The organism is Blastococcus sp. SYSU DS0753, from assembly GCF_054051175.1.
In genome coordinates this window covers 85593-106412 of sequence record NZ_JBJHAT010000009.1, presented here as the reverse complement: position 1 = coordinate 106412, position 20820 = coordinate 85593, and the positions used below count along the sequence as shown (strand labels likewise).

16 protein-coding genes are annotated in these 20820 nt (G+C 76.7%); 3 read left to right on the top strand and 13 right to left on the bottom strand.

Annotated features, from left to right (window positions below):
• Positions 1-155 precede the first annotated feature (155 nt).
• The 11 genes from murC to mraZ all read right to left on the bottom strand — a co-directional run bounded on the left by murC (position 156) and on the right by mraZ (position 14084).
• Positions 156-1616 carry a UDP-N-acetylmuramate--L-alanine ligase gene (gene murC / locus ACI799_RS09900; protein WP_456589462.1) on the bottom strand — a complete coding sequence of 487 codons (1461 nt, stop codon included), beginning with the start codon at positions 1614-1616 and terminating at the stop codon, positions 156-158.
• On the bottom strand, positions 1613-2710 hold the full coding sequence (gene murG, locus ACI799_RS09895) for an undecaprenyldiphospho-muramoylpentapeptide beta-N-acetylglucosaminyltransferase (RefSeq protein WP_456589463.1): 1098 nt from the start codon (positions 2708-2710) through the stop codon (positions 1613-1615). The genes murC and murG overlap by 4 nt, the downstream gene beginning before the upstream one ends.
• On the bottom strand, positions 2707-4233 hold the full coding sequence (gene ftsW / locus ACI799_RS09890) for a putative lipid II flippase FtsW (RefSeq protein ID WP_456589464.1): 1527 nt from the start codon (positions 4231-4233) through the stop codon (positions 2707-2709). The genes murG and ftsW overlap by 4 nt, the downstream gene beginning before the upstream one ends.
• Entirely contained in the window at positions 4230-5672 is a 1443-nt protein-coding gene (murD, locus tag ACI799_RS09885; protein ID WP_456612982.1) for a UDP-N-acetylmuramoyl-L-alanine--D-glutamate ligase, read from the bottom strand. The genes ftsW and murD overlap by 4 nt, the downstream gene beginning before the upstream one ends.
• The gene (gene mraY / locus ACI799_RS09880) at positions 5669-6748 is read right to left on the bottom strand and encodes a phospho-N-acetylmuramoyl-pentapeptide-transferase (RefSeq protein ID WP_456589466.1); all 1080 of its coding nucleotides are present in this window, start codon (positions 6746-6748) and stop codon (positions 5669-5671) included. The genes murD and mraY overlap by 4 nt, the downstream gene beginning before the upstream one ends.
• The gene (locus ACI799_RS09875; RefSeq protein ID WP_456612981.1) at positions 6745-8136 is read right to left on the bottom strand and encodes a UDP-N-acetylmuramoyl-tripeptide--D-alanyl-D-alanine ligase; all 1392 of its coding nucleotides are present in this window, start codon (positions 8134-8136) and stop codon (positions 6745-6747) included. The genes mraY and ACI799_RS09875 overlap by 4 nt, the downstream gene beginning before the upstream one ends.
• Positions 8133-9689 carry a UDP-N-acetylmuramoyl-L-alanyl-D-glutamate--2,6-diaminopimelate ligase gene (locus tag ACI799_RS09870; protein WP_456612980.1) on the bottom strand — a complete coding sequence of 519 codons (1557 nt, stop codon included), beginning with the start codon at positions 9687-9689 and terminating at the stop codon, positions 8133-8135. Before ACI799_RS09870 ends, ACI799_RS09875 begins: the two co-directional genes overlap by 4 nt.
• Positions 9690-9799: 110 nt before the next feature.
• A complete protein-coding gene (locus ACI799_RS09865) occupies positions 9800-11644 on the bottom strand; it encodes a peptidoglycan D,D-transpeptidase FtsI family protein (RefSeq protein ID WP_456589469.1) in 1845 nt (614 codons plus the stop codon).
• Between the two features lie 3 nt (positions 11645-11647).
• Entirely contained in the window at positions 11648-12226 is a 579-nt protein-coding gene (locus tag ACI799_RS09860) for a hypothetical protein (RefSeq protein ID WP_456589470.1), read from the bottom strand.
• The gene (gene rsmH, locus ACI799_RS09855) at positions 12223-13218 is read right to left on the bottom strand and encodes a 16S rRNA (cytosine(1402)-N(4))-methyltransferase RsmH (RefSeq protein WP_456597249.1); all 996 of its coding nucleotides are present in this window, start codon (positions 13216-13218) and stop codon (positions 12223-12225) included. The genes ACI799_RS09860 and rsmH overlap by 4 nt, the downstream gene beginning before the upstream one ends.
• Positions 13219-13649: 431 nt before the next feature.
• The gene (mraZ, locus tag ACI799_RS09850; RefSeq protein ID WP_456589472.1) at positions 13650-14084 is read right to left on the bottom strand and encodes a division/cell wall cluster transcriptional repressor MraZ; all 435 of its coding nucleotides are present in this window, start codon (positions 14082-14084) and stop codon (positions 13650-13652) included.
• A 226-nt stretch (positions 14085-14310) separates the two neighbouring features.
• On the opposite strand from mraZ, the gene ACI799_RS09845 reads away from it, so the two are divergent.
• The 3 genes from ACI799_RS09845 to ACI799_RS09835 all read left to right on the top strand — a co-directional run bounded on the left by ACI799_RS09845 (position 14311) and on the right by ACI799_RS09835 (position 18976).
• Positions 14311-15294 (top strand): AAA family ATPase, encoded by a 984-nt coding sequence (locus ACI799_RS09845; RefSeq protein WP_456589473.1) that lies wholly within the window; start codon positions 14311-14313, stop codon positions 15292-15294.
• Positions 15295-15389: 95 nt separating this feature from the next.
• Positions 15390-16643 carry a DUF58 domain-containing protein gene (locus ACI799_RS09840; RefSeq protein ID WP_456612979.1) on the top strand — a complete coding sequence of 418 codons (1254 nt, stop codon included), beginning with the start codon at positions 15390-15392 and terminating at the stop codon, positions 16641-16643.
• Positions 16640-18976 carry a transglutaminase family protein gene (locus ACI799_RS09835; protein WP_456612978.1) on the top strand — a complete coding sequence of 779 codons (2337 nt, stop codon included), beginning with the start codon at positions 16640-16642 and terminating at the stop codon, positions 18974-18976. Before ACI799_RS09840 ends, ACI799_RS09835 begins: the two co-directional genes overlap by 4 nt.
• Here the strand turns inward: ACI799_RS09835 and ACI799_RS09830 are convergent.
• Both ACI799_RS09830 and dinB read right to left on the bottom strand, forming a co-directional pair.
• Complete coding sequence (locus ACI799_RS09830; protein WP_456589476.1) at positions 18964-19362, bottom strand: DUF3040 domain-containing protein; 399 nt, start codon at positions 19360-19362, stop codon at positions 18964-18966. The genes ACI799_RS09835 and ACI799_RS09830 overlap by 13 nt on opposite strands.
• A 164-nt stretch (positions 19363-19526) precedes the next feature.
• Complete coding sequence (gene dinB, locus ACI799_RS09825; protein WP_456612977.1) at positions 19527-20747, bottom strand: DNA polymerase IV; 1221 nt, start codon at positions 20745-20747, stop codon at positions 19527-19529.
• Positions 20748-20820: the final 73 nt, after the last annotated feature.

Here is a 20820-nt window from a genome sequence, read left to right as displayed (position 1 = left end):
ACGCCGCCGGCGGGTGCTCCGCCGCGACGGACGCCGATCGGGCAGCGGGGTGACCCGGGCGCCGCGGCGGTCGGCAGGCCTGCGGTCGGCCGGCGGGCGGTCGGCCCGGCCACGGCTGCGCCGCGTCCGATCGCGGGTGGTGCTGCCGGTCCTGTTCACCGACCGGTGTCCGCCGTGTCGCCCTCCCCGGCCGTCCCCTCCGCGGCGCGCAGCGCGTCGAGCACCTCGGGCCCCACCATGGAGACGTCCCCGGCGCCCATCGTCATGACCAGGTCCCCGGGACGGGCCCGGGCCGCCAGCGCCGGCCCGGCGGCCGACCAGGACGGTTCGAAGTGCACCTGCTCGGCCGGCAGCGGCACGGCGTCGGCCACCATCGCCCCGGTCACGCCCGGCACCGGGTCCTCCCGGGCGCCGTAGACGTCCATGACCACGACCTCGTCGGCGAGGCCCAGCGCCGCGCCGAAGCCCTCGGCGAACTCCTGGGTCCGGCTGTAGAGGTGCGGCTGGAAGGCCACCACCAGGCGCCCCTCCCCCGCCACCGCCCGGGCGGCGCGGAGCTGCGCGGCGACCTCGGTCGGGTGGTGGGCGTAGTCGTCATAGACCCGCACGCCCCCGGCGGTCCCCTTGAGCTCGAACCTGCGGTGCACGCCGCCGAACCGGCCCAGCCCCTCGATCAGGCCCTCCGCCGGCAGCCCCAGCTCCAGGCCGGCGAGCAGCGCCGCCGCGCTGTTGCGCGCCATGTGCTCGCCGGGGACCCGGATCCGCACCCGGCCGAGCTCGGTGCCGCCCAGGAGCGCCGTGTACGTGGTGTGCTCGCGGCCGACCGCGAGGTCGACCAGCCGCAGGTCGGCGTCCTCGGCCGTGCCGTAGGTGCGCACCCGCGCCGGGGCGGGCACCGTCCGCAACCGCGCGGCGCCCGGGTCGTCGGCGCAGAGCACCACGAAACCGCCGGGGTCGACCGTCTGCAGGAACTGGTCGAACGCGGTCTCCACGGCCGCCAGGTCGCCGTAGTTGTCCAGGTGGTCGGCCTCGACGTTGGTGACGATCGCGGCGAAGGGCGACAGGAGGAGGAACGAGCGGTCGCTCTCGTCGGCCTCGGCGACGAAGACGTCGCCCTCCCCCGCGTGCGCGTTGCTGCCCGACTCGTTCAGGTTGCCGCCGATCGCGAAGGAGGCGTCGACCCCGCAGGCCTGGGCGGCGACGGTGAGCATCGAGGTGGTCGAGGTCTTCCCGTGCGTGCCGGCGACGGCGACGCTGCGCCGCCCGGCCATCACCGCGGCCAGGGCGACCGCCCGGGGGAGGATGCGCAGGCCCTGCTCCCGGGCGGCGGCGAGCTCGGGGTTGTCCGCCCGGATCGCCGTGGAGACGACGACCGTGTCGGCCTCGCCGACGTGCGCGCCGTCGTGCCCCAGCTCCACCCGCGCACCGAGGGCCCGCAGCGCCAGGAGGGTGGGGCTGTCCCGCCGGTCGGAGCCGGAGACCGGGACCCCGCGGGCGAGCAGGATCCGGGCGATCCCGCTCATGCCGGCCCCTCCGATCCCGATGAAGTGCACGGCCCCCAGCTCGGGGAGGGACGGGACCGGCCCGGTCCAGGCCGCGACGGAGTGGGCAGTCATGCGCTCGCCACCTCGCAGACGATGTCGGCCAGCCGCTCGTCGGCGTCGGGCACGCCGGCCGCGGCGGCGTGCCGGGCGAGCCCGGCCAGGGCGGTCGGGTCGGTGAGCAGCGGCAGCAGGGTGCCGGTGATCCACTCGGGGCCGAGGTCGGCGTCCTCCACCAGGAGCCCGCCGCCGGCCTCGATCACCGGCAGCGCGTTGCGCCGCTGCTCGCCGTTGCCGATGGGCAGCGGGACGAACGCCGCGGGCAGCCCGACGGCCGAGAGTTCGGCCACGGTGACCGCGCCGGAGCGGCACAGCGCCAGGTCGGCGGCGGCGTAGGCGAGGTCCATGCGCTCCAGGTAGTCGACGACGACGTACGGCGCCTGCCCCACAGCGCGGGCGGGGACGGTGACGTCGGTGTTCTTGGGCCCGCGGGCGTGCAGTACCTGCACCCCTGCGCCGGTCAGCGCGTCGGCCGCGGCGACTGCGGCGCGGTTGAGCGACGCGGCGCCCTGCGAGCCGCCGAACACCAGCAGGGTCGGCCGGTCGGGGTCCAGCCCGAACTCCGCCCGCGCCTCCGCCCGGAGGGCAGCCCGGTCGAGCGAGGAGATGGCCCGGCGCAGGGGCATGCCGACGTGCTCGCCCCGGTGCAGCGGCGTGCCGGGCACCGTGACCGCCACGCGGGCGGCGATGCGGGCTCCGACGCGGTTGGCCAGCCCCGGCAGGGCGTTCTGCTCGTGCACGACCACCGGCACCTTGCCCCGGCGGGCGGCCAGGTAGGCCGGGAGGGCCACGTAGCCGCCGAAGCCCACCACCACGTCGGCGGCCAGCTCGTCGAGCAGCGCACGGGTCTGCGACACCGACCGGACCACCCGGCCCGGCACGCGCAGCAGGTCGGGCGTGGGCTTGCGCGGCAGCGGCACGGGCGGGATGAGGCGCAGATCGTAACCGCGGGCGGGCACCAGCCGGGTCTCCATCCCGCGCGCCGTGCCGAGGCAGGTGAGGCGCAGGCCGCCGTCCCGCCGCCGGAGCGCGTCGGCGAGGGCCAGCATCGGCTCGATGTGCCCGCCAGTGCCGCCCCCCGCCAGGACGACCGACCGGACCGCGGTCATCGGTCGCTTCCCGGGCGGCCGCCGCGCGGCGCGACCGGTCGCTGCCGCGGGGCGGCGGCGCGCACGGGCTCCCGCGCCGCTGCCGGGGTGCGCACCGCGGCACGCGGGCGCCCCGCCGCACCGGGACGCCCGGCCGGCGCCGGCGACCGCCGGGGCTCGGCCCCGCGCGCGTGCAGGAGCGTGCGGGCGCCGCCCACCACCGGCCGCTCGGGGAGGTCGCCCGCGGCGGAGCGCCGCGGGCGCACCTGGTCCACGGCCACGGTCGGGGCGGGCGCGAGCAGGCGGGCCAGGCGGCCGCGCTCGGCGGTCCGCAGGGCCTCGATGGCGGCCGGCTCGGACCGGGCGAACCGGGCGAGCAGGCCGACGATGAAGAGGGTCAGGATCAAGGAGGTGCCGCCCGCCGAGATCAGCGGGAGCGTCACCCCGGTCACCGGCAGGAGTCCGACCACGTACCCCATGTTCATGGTCGCCTGCCCGATGAGCCACACGGTGATCGCGACGCAGGCCAGCTGGACGAACCGATCGGCCGAGCGCCGGGCGATGCGGAAACCGGCGTAGGCCAGGACCCCGTAGAGCGTCACGACCACCAGGCACCCGAGGAAGCCCAGCTCCTCGCCGATGATCGCGAAGATGTAGTCGGACTCGGCCTCCGGGAGGATGTTCCACTTCATCGCGCTGTTGCCCAGGCCGACGCCCCAGAGGCCGCCGGTCGCCAGCGCGTACATGCCGCGGATCGCCTGGAAGCCGGTGTGGTCGGGATCGGCGAACGGGTCGAGGAACGCGGTGATGCGGGCCATGCGGTACGGCGCCGCCTTCACCATGACCACGATCGCCACCAGCGCGACGCCGGCGAATGCGGCGAACCAGCGCATCGGCATCCCGCCGGCCCACAGCAGGCCGACGAGCACCAGGCCCAGGCTCACCACCCCGCCGAAGTCGGGCTCGAGGATGAGCAGGAAGGCCAGCAGGGCGAACACCGGGACCACCGGGACGAGGAGCGACTTCGTCGTCAGGTAGCGCTCGCGGAGCGCGATCACGTGCGCGCCCCACAGCGCGAAGACCAGCTTGCCCGCCTCCGACGGCTGGAAGTCGGTGACGCCCAGCGGGATCCACTGCCGGGCCCCGTTGCGCTCCAGCCCGATGCCCGGGATCAGCACGAGGACCAGCAGGCCGATCACCACGAGCAGCGCGATGGGTGACCAGCGGCGCACCAGTCCCACGGGCAGCCGCATCGCGACCACCATCGCGCCCAGGCCGATGCACGCCAGCACCAGTTGCTTGACGCCGGGCGCCCACGCCGGCTGGTCCGCCAGCGCCGCCTCGATCGCGGAGGCGGAGAAGACCATGACCAGGCCGATGAGCAGGAGCAGCCCGGCGGCGCCCAGCACGAGGTGGCAGCTGGTCAGCGGACCGTCGAGCCAGGCGGGGCCGGTCCAGCGACGCGGCGGGGTGCGGGGCGCCGAGGCTCGGGCGCGACCGCGGGCCGGCCGCGGGGTCCGCACCGGGCGTTCGGTCGTCGTCATCGCCCGGCCGCCAGCCCGCGCACCGCGTCGGCGAAGGCGCGCCCGCGGTGGCCGTAGTCCCGGAAGACGTCCATGGAGGCGGCGGCCGGGGCCAGCAGCACGGTGTCCCCCGGCTGCGCCAGCCCGCGGGCCGCGGCGACGACGCGGGCCATCGTCGCCTCTGCCGTCACACCAGTCCCACCCACCCCGTCATCGTCGCCGCTCGGGACCTCGACGACGGGGACCGACGGGGCGTGTCGCGCCAGCGAGGTGGCCACCTGCGCGCGGTCGCGGCCCAGCAGGACCACTCCCGCGAGCCGGGGCGCGACCGCCGCGACGAGCGGGTCGACGTCGGCGCCCTTGAGCAGGCCGCCGGCGACCCAGACCACCCGGGGGTAGGCCGCCAGCGATGCTCCGGCGGCGTGCGGGTTGGTCGCCTTGCTGTCGTCGACGTAGTCGACGCCGTCGACCGTGGCGACCAGCACGTTGCGGTGCGCGCCGCCCCGGAAGCGGGCAAGCCCTCGGGCGACCGCCTCGGCCGGCACCCCGATCGCGCGGGCCAGCGCCGCGGCGGCCAGGGCGTTGACCGTGTTGTGCGGCCCCGGTACCGGTAGGTCCCCGCGCGTGAGCAGGTGCTCCCCCGCCGCGTCGACGGCGAACGCCCGGTCGACCAGCGCGCCGGCGCGCACGCCAAGCTGGCCCGGCGCCGGCTCGCCCAGGGTCACGGTGACCGGGCGGGGATGGGCGGCCACGAGTGCGGCGGCCACCGCGTTGCCGGCGTCGGCGACGGCGACCGGGGCGCGCTCGAGGATGCGGGCCTTCGCGTCGCGGTAGGCGGCGAAGGAGCCGTGCCAGTCGGTGTGGTCGTCCGCGACGTTGAGCACGGCAGCGGCGGCGGGTGCGAGCGACGAGGACCAGTGCAGCTGGAAGCTGGAGAGCTCCACGGCGATGACGTCGTAGGCGGGGGCGCCGTCGGCGTCCCGCGCGGTGACCACCTCGACCAGCGGACGCCCGACGTTGCCGGCCGCCACGGCCCGGTGGCCGGCGGCGATGAGGATCGCCTCCAGCATGGTGACCGTCGTCGTCTTGCCGTTGGTGCCGGTGACGGCGAGCCACGGTGCCGGTTCCCCGCCCGGGCCGGCGATGCGCAGCCGCCAGGCCAGCTCCGGCTCGCCGATCACCTCGACCCCACGAGCCGCGGCGTCGACCAGCAGCGGGGCGTCCGGCCGCCAGCCCGGGGAGGTGACGACGAGGTCGACGCCCCCGGGCAGCGCCTCGGTGGCGCCGAGCCACTCCGCGCCGGCGCCGGTCAGCTCGTCGACCACCTCCGGCCGGGCGGCGTCGGCGAGCAGCACCCGGGCGCCGGAGCGCAGCAGCACCCGCGCGGCTGCGGCGCCCGAGACGCCCAGCCCGGCGACGAGGACGGTGCGGCCGGCAACCGCCGGGGCAGCCACGCTCACAGGCCCACGAAGTTCAGCCAGTCGGCGTAGAACAGCCCGAGACCGAAGGCGACCGCCATGCCGGTGACCAGCCAGAACCGCACGATCACGGTGTTCTCGGTCCAGCCGGCGAGCTCGAAGTGGTGGTGCAGCGGTGCCATGCGGAAGACCCGCCGCCGGGTGGCCCGGAAGAAGGCCACCTGGATGATCACCGACAGCGTCACCGCGACGAACAGCCCGCCGAGGACGACGAGGAGCAGCTCGGTGCGGGTGACGATCGCCAGGCCCGAGAGGAGCCCACCGAGGGCGAGCGAGCCGGTGTCGCCCATGAAGATGCGGGCCGGGCTGGTGTTCCACCACAGGAAGCCCAGGCACGCCCCCATGCCCGCCGCGGCCACGAGGGTCACGTCGAGCGGATCCCGGACGGTGTAGCAGCCCTCGATCAGCTCGTTGGCGCAGTCGTGGGTGAACTGCCAGAACGAGATGACGATGTAGGACGCCAGCACCATCGCCGAGGCGCCGGCGGCCAGCCCGTCCAGCCCGTCGGTCAGGTTCACCGCGTTGGAGAACCCGGCGATGAACAGGTAGGCCAGGATCACGAACGCGATCGGCCCGAGGGCCAGCGGCGCGATGTCGCGGACGTAGGAGACGACCGTCGACGCCGGGGTGACGTCGTTCCCGTCCGGGAAGTTGATCGCCAGCACCGCGAAGGTGACACCGACGACGAGCTGCCCCACCAGCTTGGCCGTCTTGTTCAGCCCCAGGCTGCGCCGGTGCCGGATCTTCAGGTAGTCGTCGAGGAATCCGACGGTGCCCATGCCGACCATGAGGAACAGCAGCAGCAGCCCGGTGGCGCTGAAGCCCCAGCCGGACTCGCCGACGAACACCAGGTGGGCGGCGACGTAGCCGACCACGGTGGCACCCACGATGACGGTGCCGCCCATCGTGGGCGTGCCCTTCTTCGACAGGTGGCTCTCGGGGCCGTCGTCGCGGATCTCCTGACCCAGGCCCTGCCGGCGGAAGGCCCGGATGGCCAGCGGCGTCAGGAGGATCGAGATGATCAGACCGACGGCCGCGGCGATGAGGACGCTCCTCACTGCGCGGCACCGCCCAGCAGATCGGCCGCGAGCAGCTCCAGGCCGTAGGAGCGACTGGCCTTCACGAGGACGACGTCCCCCGGGCGCAGCACCTCCGTGAGCCACGCGAGGGCAGCGCCCCGGTCCGGCACGTGCACCGACTCCTCCCCTGCGCGCCGCCCTGCGGCGGCCGCGCCTTCCGCTATGCCTACCGCATCGGCGCCGACGGCAACGACCAGGTCGACCCCTGCCGCGGCCGCGTCGCGGCCCAGCCGCTCGTGCTCGGCGGCGGCGTCCGGCCCCAGCTCGGCCATGCCCCCCAGGACGGCGATGCGCCGCTCCCCCGGCAGCCCGATCAGCGCCGCCAGCGCCGCGCGCATCGACTCGGGGTTGGCGTTGTAGGCGTCGTTGACGACGGTGACGCCGTCGGCCCGCCGGTCGACCTCCATGCGCCATCGGCTGCGGCTCTCCGCTGCCGACAGCGCCGCGGCGACGGCGGCCGGGGCGAGGCCCACGGCCAGCGCGGCGCCGGCCGCCGACAGCGCGTTGGCGACCTGGTGCTCGCCGACCACCCGCAGCGCCACCGGGTGGCGCTCGCCCCCGGCGACCAGCGTGAAGCGGGCGCGGGCGTTCTCGTCCAGCCCGACGTCGACGGCGCGGACCGCGGCCTGCGCGGCGCGGCCCGTGGTCAGCACCCGGGCGCGCGTGCGGCCGGCCATGCCGAGCACCCGCGCGTCGTCGGCGTTGAGGACGGCGGTCCCCTCGGGGGGCAGCGCCTCCACGAGCTCCCCCTTGGCCTGCGCGATGCCGTCGGCGCTGCCGAACTCGCCCAGGTGGGCCGAGCCCACGTTGAGGACGATCCCGACCTCGGGCCGGGCCACCCGGCACAGGCGGGCGATGTGCCCCGGCCCGCGCGCGCCCATCTCGAGCACGAGGAACCGGGTCGTGACGGCGGCGGAGAGCACGGTCAGCGGCAGGCCGATGTCGTTGTTGTAGGACCCCGGCGGGCTCACCGTGGGGCCGGCCGAGGCGAGGACCTGGCCGAGGAGGTCCTTGGTGGAGGTCTTCCCCGACGAGCCGGTGATGGCCAGCGTGCGCACGCCCGCGGCGGTCAGCCGCACGTGGACGCCGGCGGCGAGGCGGCCGAGCGCGTCGACCGGGTCGTCGACGACGACGCACGGAAGGGCCGGATCCGGGCGCGTGGCGAGCGCGGCGACCGCGCCGGCGGCCGCCGCCGCCCCCAGGAAGTCGTGACCGTCGGCCCGCTCCCCCACCACGGCGACGAAGAGGTCGCCCGCGGCGACCGCGCGGGAGTCCAGGGTCACCTTCCCGGTGACCGCGCCGTCGGACGGGACCGACAGCCGTCCTCCGGTCAGCTCCGCCACCTCGGCCAGCGACAGCCGGATCATGCCGGCGTCCCCGAGCCGGCGAGCACCTCGAGCAGCTCCGTGCGGTCGTCGAACGGGTGCACCGTGCCGGCCACCTCCTGGCCCGTCTCGTGCCCCTTGCCGGCGACCAGCAGGGTGTCGCCGGCCTCCGCCAGCCGCACCGCCGTCGCCAGGGCAGCGCGGCGGTCCCCCACCTCGAGCACCTCCGCGCGACGGTCGGCCGGCACCTCCCGGGCCCCGGCGAGCATCGCGGCGCGGATGCCGGCCGGGTCCTCCGACCGCGGGTTGTCGTCGGTGACCACCAGCACGTCGCTGCCCTCGGCGGCCACCCGGCCCATCTCCGGGCGCTTGCCCGGGTCCCGGTCACCACCGCACCCGAGCACGGTGATCAGCCGCCCGGGGGTGGCGCCCCGCAGGGCCGCGAGCGCGGTGCGCACGGCGTCGGGGGTGTGCGCGTAGTCGACGACGGCGACGAAGGGCTGGCCGGCCTCCACCGGCTCCATGCGCCCCGGGACCACGGTCGCGGCGAGCCCGGTGAGCGCGTCCTCGACGGCGACGCCGATGCCGTCCAGCAGGGCCACCGCCAGCACCGCGTTGGCCACGTTGAACCTGCCGGGCAGCCGCAGCCGCGCCGGCCAGCTCCGGCCCCCGGGCCCGTGCAGCGTGAAGGTCGAGCCACCTCCGGGCGCCGTGGCCACGTCCGAGGCGGTCCAGTCGGCCACCGCCCCCTCGCTGCTGGCGACGGTGACCGGCCGCGGGCGGTCGGCCCGGGCCGCCAGCCGGCGGCCGTAGGCGTCGTCGACGTCGACGACCTCCACGTCGGCCCGGCCGTCGAACAGCAGCGCCTTGGCCTGGAAGTAGTCCTCCATGTCGCGGTGGAAGTCCAGGTGGTCCCGGCCCAGGTTGGTGAACCCGGCCGCGGCGAACCGCACACCGCCCACCCGCCCCTGGACCAGCGCGTGGCTGGAGACCTCCATGACGACGGCGGACACCCCGGCGTCGGCCATGCCGGCGAGCAGCGCGTGCAGGGCGGGCGCCTCCGGGGTGGTGCGGACGCTCGGGAGGGCGCTGACGGTGCCGTCCGCGGAGCGGGTCCGGGTCTGGACCGTGCCGATCAGGCCGGTGGCCCGCCCGGCGGCGGTCAGCCCCGCCTCGACCAGGTAGCTCGTCGTCGTCTTGCCGTTGGTGCCGGTGATCCCCAGGACGGTGAGCCGGCGGCTGGGCTCCCCGTAGACGCGGTCGGCGACGGCCCCGAGCACCTGCCGAGGGTCGTCGACGACGCACACCGGCAGGCCGGTCGCCAGCGCGTCGGCCCGGCCGGCCGGGTCCGTGAGCAGCGCCACGGCGCCCCGGGCGGCGGCGTCGGCCGCGTAGCGCACGCCGTGCGTGCGGGCGCCGGGAAGGGCGGCGTACAGGAAGCCGGGGCGCACCTCGCCGGACGCCAGCGTGAGCCCGGAGACGGCGACGTCGGCGGCGGAGCCCTCGGGCGCGCCGATCAGGTCGGCCAGCCGGGCGAGGGACAGCGGGCGGTTCCCCGTCGGCCGCGGGGCCGTCCCGGGGTCGGTCGGGGTCACGGGACTCCAATCTACCGGCGGCGGATGTCCGCACGGCGTCACCGCGCCCGGGCGCCGCTGCAGGGCCCCGCCACGAGCTCGCGAGCGGTGGGGGGCAGCGGGGTCCTTCCTCAGGGCGCGCCGGTCAGGGTGAACTCGGGGCGCGCGGTGCCCGACGGCACGACACCGTCGGCCATGAGCGCGGCCCGCATGATGTCGGCGAACACGGGCGCGGCCACCTGGCCGCCCTCGGCCGAGCTGGTGGGTCGCTCCAGGTCCACCGCGACGACGTACTGCGGGTCGTCCGCCGGGGCGAACCCGACGAACGTGGTCACGTAGCCGCCGCCGGCGTAGCAGTTGCACTCGGGGTTGGCGCGCTGCGCGGTGCCGGTCTTGCCGGCCACCCGGAAGCCCTCGACCTGGGCCAGCGGCGCGGTGCCGCCCGTGCCGACGACGGCCTCGAGCATGTAGGCCATCTGCTCGGCGGTGGACTCGCTCACGACGCGCGTCCGGGCCGGCTCCCCGGGCGACGTGGGGCGGCCGTCGGCGCCGGTCACCGACGACACGATCCGGGGCTCCACCCGCACCCCGCCGTTGGCGATCGCCTGGTAGACCGAGGCCATCTGCAGCGTGGTCACCGAGACGCCCTGGCCGATGGCCACGTTGGCGGCCCGCACCTCGCTCCACTCGCCCGATTCCTGGAGGATGCCGCGGCTCTCGCCGGGCAGCTCGATGCCGGTCTTCTCACCGACGCCGAACGCCCGCAGGTACTCCTCGAGCTTCTCGTCACCGACCTCGCGGGCCAGCATGATCGTGCCGACGTTGCTGGACTTGGCCAGGATGCCGGTGACGGTCCAGTCGACGGGGTCGTGGTTGTGCGCGTCCTTGACGACGCGGTCGCCGGCCTCGATCTGGCCGTCGACGGTCAGCACCCGGTCGGGCGTCGCGACGCCCTCCTCGACGGCGGCCGCGAGCGTCACCGCCTTCATGACCGAGCCGGGCTCGAACACGTCGGAGACCACGGGGTTGCCCAGCAGGGCGGGGTCGGTCGTGGCGTAGCTGCCCGGGTCGTACCCGGGGCAGGAGCCCATGGCCGCGACGCGTCCGGTCGCCACCTCCAGGACCACCGCCGAGGCCCGGGTGGTCGCGCCGTCGGCACAGGCCTGCCCCAGCCGCTCCTCGGTGACGAACTGCAGGTCCTGGTCGAGGGTGAGGGTGACGTCCCGGCCGTCGACGGCCTCGGTGACCTCGTCGATGCCCGAGGGGATCGGGTGACCGCCGCTGCCGACCTCCACGGTCCGCTCCCCCGGCGAACCGGAGAGCTGGTCCTCGAAGACCTGCTCGATGCCGGCCAGCCCGTTGCCCTCGCGTCCGACGAAGCCGACGACCTGGCCGCCCACCGCCCCGGACGGGTAGAGCCGCACCGGGTCGTCCCGGAGGTAGACGCCGGCGAGCTCCAGCTCCGCGACCGCGTCGGCCGTCTCCGGGGCGATCTGGGTGGCCAGGACCACGTACCGGCTGTCGGCGGAGAGCTTCTCGGTGAGCTCGGGCACCGGGACGTCGAGCAGCGTGGTGAGGGCGAGCGCGGTGCGCGCCGGGTCCCGGACCACGGTCGGGTCCGCCACGACCTTCGAGGCGTCGACGGTGTAGGCGAGCGGGTCGCCGTCCCGGTCGAGGATCTGGCCGCGGATCGCCGCCAGCGGGATGGTGCGCAGCCGGTCCTGCTCCGCCGCGCTGGCGTAGGAGCCGCCGTCGATGCCCTGGAGCACCACCAGCCGTCCGACGACGACGACGAGGAGGGTGATCAGGACGGCCAGCCCCCACCGGTTGCGGCGGCCGCGCTGCTCGACCGACAGCCCGGCACCGCTGCGCCGGGTACCGGGGATGCGACGGGGGACGAACGGCCCGGTCTCCCCCCGGCCGGCCGGGGACGGGCGGGGGGCGCGGGCGCCGGGTCCGCGGACGCTGCTCGGCACGGGTCAGTTCCCGCCCGGCGGCGCGGGCTCGGGCTCAGGCTCGGGCGCGGGCTCGGGAGCGGGAGCGGGCTCGGGTGCACCGCGCAGCGTCGTGGTGCCGTCGGGGCCGAGCACCAGGTAGCCGGCGACCCCGGCCGGGACCAGCCCGGCCTCCACCGCCGCCCGCGCGACGTCCGCAGGGGTGTTGCCGGCCACCACGAGCTGCTCCAGCCGCTGCACCTCCTGGGCACGCGCGGCGTTCTCGCCGCGCATCTGGGTCGCCTTCAGGCTGTCCACCGCGATGGCGGTGTTGAGCACCAGCAGCCCGAGGGTGGTGAGCGCGAGGAGCGCGACGACCAGGAGGACGAACGGCGCCTTGCGGGAACGCGCGGCGCTCCGCACCCTCCGGCGCGGCCGGGCGGCGGCACCGGTCGGTACCAGCCGCAGCTCCGGGCGGGGCGTGGCGCGGCCGGTGCCGCGCGCACCCGACGGCGAGGTGCGCGGAGCCGGACCGGTGGCCCGGGAGGGAGCGGTGCGGGCGTGGGGGGTGCGGGGAGCCGTGGCGCGCGGCAGGGGCGTGCGCACGGCGGCGGCCCGGGTCATGCCGCCCGCCGGATGCGCTCGGCCGCCCGCACCCGGGCCGACGCCGCCCGGGAGTTGCCGGCCGTCTCCTCCGGCCCGGGGGCCTCGCCACCGCGGGTGAGCAGGCGCAGCACCGGCCCGTGCTCCGGGAGCGGCACCGGTAGCTCCGGCGGGGTGCGGTCCGCGGCTCCCGCGGCCAGGGTCTGCTTCACGATCCGGTCCTCCAAGGAGTGGAAGGTGATGACGGCGACGCGACCGCCCACGGCGAGGGCGTCGATCGCGGCAGGGAGGGCACGCTCCAGCGCGCCGAGCTCGTCGTTGACCTCGATGCGCAGGGCCTGGAACGTCCGCTTCGCGGGGTGGCCACCGGTCCGCCGGGTGGCCGCGGGGATGGACTCGCGGACGAGCTCGGCCAGCCGGGCGGTGCCCGTGAACGGCTCGCGGGCCCGCTCGCGGTCGATGGCGGCGGCGATCCGCGAGGCGAACCGCTCCTCGCCGTAGACCCGCAGCACGCGCGCGAGGTCCTTCGGCGGGTAGGTGTTCACGACGTCGGCTGCCGTCCGGGGGGCGCCCGGGTCCATGCGCATGTCGAGCGGGGCGTCGGTGGAGTAGCTGAACCCCCGGTCGGGCCGGTCCAGCTGGAGCGAGGAGACCCCGAGGTCGAACAGGACGCCCTGGACCTCGTCGATGCCGAGCCGGTCGAGCACCTCGGGGAGCTCGTCGAAGACGGCGGGCACGACCGTCACGCGCCCGGCGTGCCCGGCGGCCTCGATCCGTCGGGTGGCCTCGGCGCGGGCGTCCGGGTCGCGGTCCAGCCCGACGACCCGCAACCCCGGGTGCGCCTCGAGCATCGCGAGGGTGTGGCCGGCCAGCCCCAGCGTCGCGTCGACCATCACGGCACCGTCGGCGGCGCACGCCGGGCCGAGGAGCTCGAGGACCCGGTCCAGCAGCACCGGCACGTGCACCGGGGGCTGCCCGGGCCCGGGGGCCGCGGCAGGTCCGGTGCTGCTCATCGTCTGCTGCCTCTCGAGTGGTCCTGACGGGTCCCGCGATGGTGCCGCGCCGCGGGCGGCCGCTGGGGGACGCGGAAGCGGGGGCGTGCGGGATCGGGCGGGTGGGGGGCAGGAGGTGGGTGGGGCGCGGTGGGGTGGGTGGGGCGCAGTGGGGCCGGTGGAGCGCAGTGGGGCGGCGGGAGGCCGGATCCGGGGGGGTGTCCGGCCCCGCGGCTCCGCCTGGCGTCGGGGAAGAGCGTCAGGTGGGGTTCCGCGGGGCCGGTGGGTCACCCCCTGCCGGCGAGGGGCCGGCCCGCTGATCCGTGCGGTCCTCCTCGTGGGACCGAGCCGCGGGGAAGGCGGCTGGGGCCCGGTCCGGTCGAGCCGCGGGGAAGGCGGCTCGAACGGGTGCGTCGCGGAGGCCGGTGGGAGCGGGTGGGGCGATCCCGGGATCACGACAGCGTCGGCATCCCCTCGCTCTCCATGTCGGCGAAGGCGGCCTCCTGCTCGGCCACGTAGGCGTCCCAGGTCGCGGAGTCCCAGATCTCGAAGCGGGTGTCCACGCCGACGACGACGACGTCGCGGTCCAGGTGGGCGTACTCGCGCAGGCTCGCGGGGATGGTGATGCGGCCCGTCTTGTCCGGCTCCAGCTCCACCATCGAGCCGAAGCTCATGCGGGCGCGCATGCGCGCCGCGGCGGTGTCGGAGGGTGCCATGGCGGCCATCGCGGCGCTCTGCTCGGCGACCCGGGCCATCGTCAGCCCGTAGATGCAGCGCTCCTGGCCCTTCTTGATCACCATGCCGTCGGCCACCTGGTCGCGGAAGCGGACGGGGAGGGCGAGCCGGCCCTTTTCGTCGAGGCGCAACTGGTAGCTGCCGACGAACACCGGATCACCCCCTGCATCGGTCCTCCCATGGCTCTGCAGCTCCCCCGGACGGGACCCTGCCTCCCCACCAGGCGACACAGTAACCCACTGGCCCCCACTGGACACCACCTGAGGCCGTGTCGTGACCCACCGCCCCCACCTCGCGGAACGCCCTCGCGACCGGGGTCGCGGAGCACCGTGATCCGCGCCCGGGACGGGGGGTCGACTGCGCACGTACGGTGGAGCGGTGACGGAGGCGACACGGTCCGCCGACGGGACGGCCGACGCGTCGGTCGACGTCGCCGCGGAGGGCGCACGCATCGCGGCCGCGGTCAGCCGCGTCGTCCAGGGCAAGGAGGACGTCGTCCGGCTGGCACTGGTCGTGCTGCTGGCCGAGGGCCACCTGCTGATCGAGGACGTGCCCGGGGTCGGCAAGACCACGCTGGCCAAGGCGCTGGCCGGCGCCGTCGACGCCAGCGTCCGGCGCATCCAGTTCACGCCCGACCTGCTGCCGAGCGACGTGACGGGGGTGGCTGTCTACGACCAGGAGACCCGGGCGTTCGAGTTCAAGCCGGGGGCGATCTTCGCCAACCTGGTCGTGGCCGACGAGATCAACCGCGCCTCCCCCAAGACCCAGTCGGCGCTGCTGGAGTGCATGGAGGAGCGGCAGGTCACCGTCGACGGCGTGAGCTACCAGCTGGCCCGCCCGTTCCTGGTCATGGCCACGCAGAACCCGCTGGAGATGGAGGGCACCTACCCCCTCCCCGAGGCCCAGCGCGACCGGTTCACCGCCCGCGTGTCCATGGGGTATCCCGATCCGGCCGCGGAGCTGGCCATGCTCGACGACCGCTCCACCGCCGACCCGCTGACCGCCCTGCGCCCGGTGGCCGACGCCACCCTCGTCCGGTCCCTGGTCGCCGCCGTGGGCCGGGTGCACGTCGCCGAGGCCGTCCGCCGGTACGTCGTCGCCCTGGTCGAGGCCACCCGCCGGTCACCCGACCTGCGCCTGGGCGCCTCCCCGCGCGCCGGCCTGCAGCTCCTGCGGGCCGCCCGCGCCTCCGCCGCCCTCGACGGGCGTGACCACGTGCTGCCCGACGACGTCCAGGCCCTCGCCGTGCCGGTGCTGGCCCACCGCCTCCTGCTCAGCGGGGAGGCCGTGGTCGGCCGGCGCAGCGCCGAGCAGGTGGTGGCCTCGCTGGTGGCCTCCGTGCCGGTCTTCCGCGGGCGCTGAGCGTGCGCGGCGTTCCCGGCCGGTCCGTCGGGGCCCTCACGACCCGCGGCCGCTGCCTCCTCGCCGGGGGCCTGACGCTCGGGCTGGTGGGGGCGGTGCTCGGCGAACGATCGCTGGTGCAGCTGGCCGCCTTCGTCCTGGTCCTGCCGCTGCTCGCCGCCGTCAGCGTGGCGCGGGGGCGGTTCCGGGTCACCACCCGGCGCACCGTCACCCCGCAACGGGTGCCGCGCGGCACGCCGGCCGAGGTCGAGCTGCAGCTGCAGAACGCCGACGCGCGGCGCGGCGGGCTCTGGCTGCTGACCGAGCAGCTGCCGGCGGCGCTGGGCCGCTCGCACCGGTTCACGGTGGCCGGCCTGGCCCCGGGCGCCGGCACCACCGTCAGGTACCGGCTGGTCGGTCGACACCGCGGCCGCTACCAGCTGGGGCCGCTGCGGCTGCGGGTCGTCGACCCGTTCGGCCTGGTCGAGCGCACCGCCGTCGGCTCCGACACCGCTCCCCTGGTCGTGGTGCCCCGCGTCCGACCGCTGGGGCGCGGTGGCCCGGGTGGCGGCCGGGGTGGCGACGACGGCACGCACCGCGCGTTCGCCGTCCACGGCGACGACGACGTCAGCGTCCGCGAGTACCGGCGCGGTGACGACCTGCGCAGGGTGCACTGGCGGGCGAGCGCGCGCACCGGCGAGCTCATGGTGCGGCTCGAGGAACAACCGTGGCGCGCCCAGGGCACCCTGCTGCTGGACACGCGGGCGCGCGCGCACCTGCTGGCTCCGGCGTGGGACGCCTCCCGGCGCGCTCCGGGGCCGCCGGGCGACGACCAGCCACCCGCCGACAGCCTGGAGTGGCTGGTCGAGGCGGCGGCCAGCATCGGGGTCGCGCTGGCCCGGCGCGGCGCCCGGCTGCGGGTCGTGACCAGCACCGGGGAGCTGACGCCCGATCCCGGCGCCGCCGCGCTCGGCGCCGAGGAGCTCCTGGACCGGCTGGCCGTCGTCGGGGCCTCCCGGGTCGGCGACCTGTCCGACGCCGCGTCGGCCGCGTGCCGCGCCGCCGGCGACGGGCCGCTGATCTGCCTGCTGGGCGCGGTCGGACCCGACGACGTGGCCGACCTCGTGCGGCTGCGCCAGGGACCGGTGCCCGGCCTCGCCGTGCTGCTGGACGTGGCGACCTGGGGCGAGCCGGGCCGCGGCCGGCGCAGCGCGACCGGTGCCGCGCTGGACGCGCTCTCGACCCAGCGCGACCAGGCCGTCGCCGCCCTCTCCGCGGCCGGCTGGCGGGTGACCACCGCGTCGGCCGGGCAGGACGTCGGCGAGGCGTGGGCCGCGCTGACCGGGACTCCCGTCGGGGCGCCGGCATGACCGCGACGGACGTCCGCACCCCGGTCGCCGCCGCGGCAGCGACCCTGCTCGGCGCGCTGGCGCTCTCCCCCGTCTTCACCAGCCGGGCGTGGGTGCCACCGGTGGTGACGGTCGTCGTCGCCGTGCTGGCCGGCGGCCTGGCGCTGCGCGCGGCGGTCGCCCGGCTCGCCGGCGACCGCACACGCTCGTGGCCGGTCGAGGCGCTGGGCCCCGTGGTGGTGCCGGTCGGTCAGCTCGTCCTCGTCGTCTGCGTGCTCACGGCCGTGTTCGTGCCGGATGCCGCGCCGGCCGGGGTGCTGCCCACGCCGGCCGCGCTGGCCCGGCTCGCCGAGGTCTTCGGGGCGGGGGCGGCCGAGATCCAGGAGCAGGCCACGCCCGCGCTCCCGCTGACCGGCCTGCTCGCCCTCACCACCTTGTTCGTCGGGCTGGTGGCCGTCGCGGTGGACCTGCTGGCGGTCACCGTGCGGCAGGCGGCGGTGGCCGGGGCCGCGCTGCTCCCCCTGGTGTGCGTGCCCGTGGCGACGGTGACCGGCGGCATCGGGCTGGTGGCGCTGGTCGGGCCGGCCGCCGGCTTCGCCGTGCTCCTGTGGGCCGACCAGCGCCGCTCCCTGGAGGGACCCACCGGCGGTGGCACCGCCGTGCGCATCGGCGTGGTCGCGGTGGCGGCGGGCGCCGTCCTGGGCACCGCGGTGCCCACCCTCCCGGAGGGCTCGTTCGCCACCGGGCTCGGCGGCGGGGCGGGGTCGGCCACGGGGACCTCCCTGGACCCGGCGGCGGAGCTGCGGGGGCAGCTGACCCTGCCCGAGCCGATCGAGCTGCTGCGCGTGGACACCTCGGTGGAGGACCCCGGCTACCTGCGCGCGGTGGCGCTCGACGAGTACGACCCGGTGGAGGGCTGGTCGCTGAGCAACCTCGACGGCGAGGTCTCGGTCGCCGAGGACGACCTCCTCGCTCCGCCGCCGGCCCGCCAGCCGGCCCGCCAGGTGGTCGCCGAGGTGCAGGTGCTGGACCACGACGACCGGTTCCTCCCCGTGCCGACCTCCCCCCTCTCGGTCCGCACCGACGGCGAGGACGGCGCGTGGCGCTTCGACGACGCGACCGGGACCGTGTTCGGCCGCGGGATCACCACCGCTGGGCTGACGTACCGGGTGACCGCGATCGAGCCGCGCCCGTCCGACGAGCTGCTCGCGCGCGCGGCCCCGCTCCCCGCGGACGACCCCCTGCAGCAGCGCTTCGGCGCGCTGCCCGAGCTGGACCCGGCGATCACCGACCTGGTCGCCGGGCTGACCGAGGGCGCAGGCACCCCGTACGAGCGCGTGCTGCGCATCCAGGCGTACCTGACCGACCGGTCCAACGGGTTCGTCTACAGCCTCTCCACCGCCCCCGGCACCAGCGGCGACGACCTGGTGGACTTCCTGCGGCTCAAGCGCGGCTACTGCGAGCAGTACGCCGGCGCCATGGCGGTGCTGGTCCGCCAGATGGGGCTGCCCGCCCGCGTGGCGCTGGGGTACACGCCCGGCGACGTCTCGCCCGACGGAACCCGGCTGGTCACCAGCGACGACGCCCACGCCTGGGTGGAGGTCTGGTTCCAGGGGATCGGGTGGGTGCCCTTCGACCCCACGCCGCTGGCCGCCGACCGGCAGGTGGAGCTCCCCTGGTCGCCGCGGACCACGGCGCAGGAGCGGCTGGACGCCGCACCGGCCGTCCCCGCGCCGTCGGTGGCGCCTCCGCCGGCGGCCCCCCGGACGGACCGCCTCCCGCAGGCGGCGCCCCAGGTCGCCGCCCCGACGCAGACCGGGGCCGACCGGGGTCCGCTGCTGATCGGCGCGGGACTGCTGGCGCTCGGCGCCGTCGTCCTGGCCGCCCCGGGCTCCGCGCGTGCCCTGCAGCGCCGCCGCCGGCTGGCCGGGGGCGGGACGTGGGCGGAGCTGCGCGCCACCGCCACGGACCTGGGCGTGCACCTGCATCCCTCGTGGACCCCGCGCCGGGTGGCCGACGCGCTGGCTCTCACCCTGACCCGGGGGCCCGGCGGACCGTCGGTGGAGTCGTCGGTGGCGGCCGTGCGCCGGCTGGCCCGCGCCGAGGAGGCAGCCAGCTACGGGCGGCCGGGCAGCGCGCGACCGGACGCCGAGCTGCAGGCGGCGCTGCGGACGGCCCGCCGGGGGCTGCTCGGGGCGCGCCCGCGGGCGGTGCGGGTGCGGGCGCTGCTGTGGCCGGCGTCACTGGTGGCCGAGATCCGGGAACGGGGCGCCCGGTGGGCCCGGTACGGCTCCGGCCGCCGTCCGGGGCGGACGGCGGCCGGGAGGTCGGTGCGCGAGGGCTACTGGTCGTAGCGGCGGCGGAAGCGCTCCTCGAGCCGGTTCTTCATCGGCTGCCGCCCGCGCTTGCCACCGCGGCCGGCGGCCGAGGAGCCGCGCGGCCCGGCGGGCCCGGCGGCCTCGACCGCACCGGTGGCCCCCCGGTAGTGCAGCACCCCGAGGGCGGCACCGCCGAAGGCGACCAGGAATCCCAGGACGCCGAGCGGGACGGACTCGGCGACCGCGCCGGCGACCAGGACGGCGAGGCCGACCAGCACCAGCAGGGCACCGAGTTGCAGTTTGCGGCGAGCCTTCTGACGGCGATCGCCGGTGCGGACCGAGGATGCGAACTTCGGGTCGTCATCGACGAGGGCGCGCTCGATCTGCTCCAGCAGACGCTGCTCGTGCTCGGAGAGCGGCACGTCGACCTCCAAATGGGCGGAGCCAGTTCCGTCGGAGGCTCCCGCCGACGGTATCTCCGAGGATACGAGCCGATTGGACGCGGCGAAAGGCGACGCCACGGTGACCGGCCCGACGCGCCGGCCGATCACTCCTCCGGGTGCAGCCCGCGGCGCGTCGTGCCTGGTCAGCGAGCCGCCCGCCCGACCGGCCCCGAGGAGCCCAGCAGCGTCGCCGGCCGGACCGCTCCCGCTCCGAAGCGCCGGGCGGCGCGATCGGCGGCCAGTTCCGCCTCCCGGCGGCCGTGCTCGCGCGCGCCGAGCTCCAGCTGCCGGGGGGCGGAACCCGCCTCGACGAGCCGTTCGGCCCGGACGCCGACCAGCCGGATGCGGGTCCGGTCCAGGCCCAGGGCGTCGTAGAGGGCGCGGGCCGTGTCGTAGAGCTCCTGCCCCACGTCGGTGGGCGCGGCCAGCGTGCGACTGCGGGTGATCGTGGTGAAGTCGGCGAAGCGGACCTTGATGCTGACCGTGCGGGCCAGGCAGCCGGTCGAGCGCAGCCGCCCGGCCGTCCGCTCCGCCAGCCGCAGCAGCTCGCGGTGGACCACCCTGGGGTCGTCGACGTCGGCGGCGAAGGTCTCCTCCGCGCCGGTGGAGCGCTCGGGCTCGTCGGGGACGACCCGCCGGGGGTCGCGCCCCCACGCGAGTTCGTGCAGGTGGGCGCCCGCGGCGGCACCCAGCGCCCGCTGGAGGGTCTTCGCCGGCACGTGGGCCAGGTCGCCCACGGTCCGCAGCCCGAGCCGCAGGAGCGTCTCCTCCGTCTTCGGACCCACTCCCCAGAGCGCACCCACCGGCAGCGGGTGCAGGAAACCCATGACCTCCGGGGGGCGGACGACGAGCAGCCCGTCGGGCTTGGCCCGGGTGGAGGCGAGCTTCGCCACGAACTTGGTGCCGGCGACCCCGACCGAGCAGGTGATGCCCTGCTCGTCGAACACCCGGGCGCGGAGGTACTCGCCGATGGCCACGGGGTCACCCAGCCGCCGGCCGGCGCCCGAGACGTCCAGGAACGCCTCGTCCAGGCTCAGCGGCTCGACCAGCGGGGTGATCGACCGGAACAGCGCCATGACCGCCCGGGACACCTCGGCGTAGAGCGCCATGTCCCCCGGCAGCACCGTCGCCGTCGGGCACAGCCGCAGCGCGCGGGCGGTGGGCATGGCCGCGTGGACCCCGTACCTGCGGGCCTCGTAGGTGGCCGAGGTGACCACGCCGCGGTTCCCGGCCCCGCCGACGATCACCGGCGTGCCGGCCAGCTCCGGGCGCCGGCGCACCTCGACGCTGGCGAAGAAGGCGTCCATGTCGATGTGCAGGACGGTGCACCCGTCCGCCCGTCCGACGCCGCCCGCCACCGCCACCTCCCGCACGTTCCCGTGGATCGAACATGCGTTCGACCCACGGGAACGATAACGGTCCGGCGCCGGGGCGGCC

Coding starts and splice junctions, on each gene's coding strand:
- ACI799_RS09860 (WP_456589470.1), bottom strand. CDS start 12,226: ATGACCCGGGCCGCCGCCGTGCGCACGCCCCTGCCGCGCGCCACGGCT.
- ACI799_RS09875 (WP_456612981.1), bottom strand. CDS start 8,136: ATGATCCGGCTGTCGCTGGCCGAGGTGGCGGAGCTGACCGGAGGACGG.
- rsmH (WP_456597249.1), bottom strand. CDS start 13,218: ATGAGCAGCACCGGACCTGCCGCGGCCCCCGGGCCCGGGCAGCCCCCG.
- murC (WP_456589462.1), bottom strand. CDS start 1,616: ATGACTGCCCACTCCGTCGCGGCCTGGACCGGGCCGGTCCCGTCCCTC.
- ftsW (WP_456589464.1), bottom strand. CDS start 4,233: ATGACGACGACCGAACGCCCGGTGCGGACCCCGCGGCCGGCCCGCGGT.
- ACI799_RS09835 (WP_456612978.1), top strand. CDS start 16,640: ATGACCGCGACGGACGTCCGCACCCCGGTCGCCGCCGCGGCAGCGACC.
- murG (WP_456589463.1), bottom strand. CDS start 2,710: ATGACCGCGGTCCGGTCGGTCGTCCTGGCGGGGGGCGGCACTGGCGGG.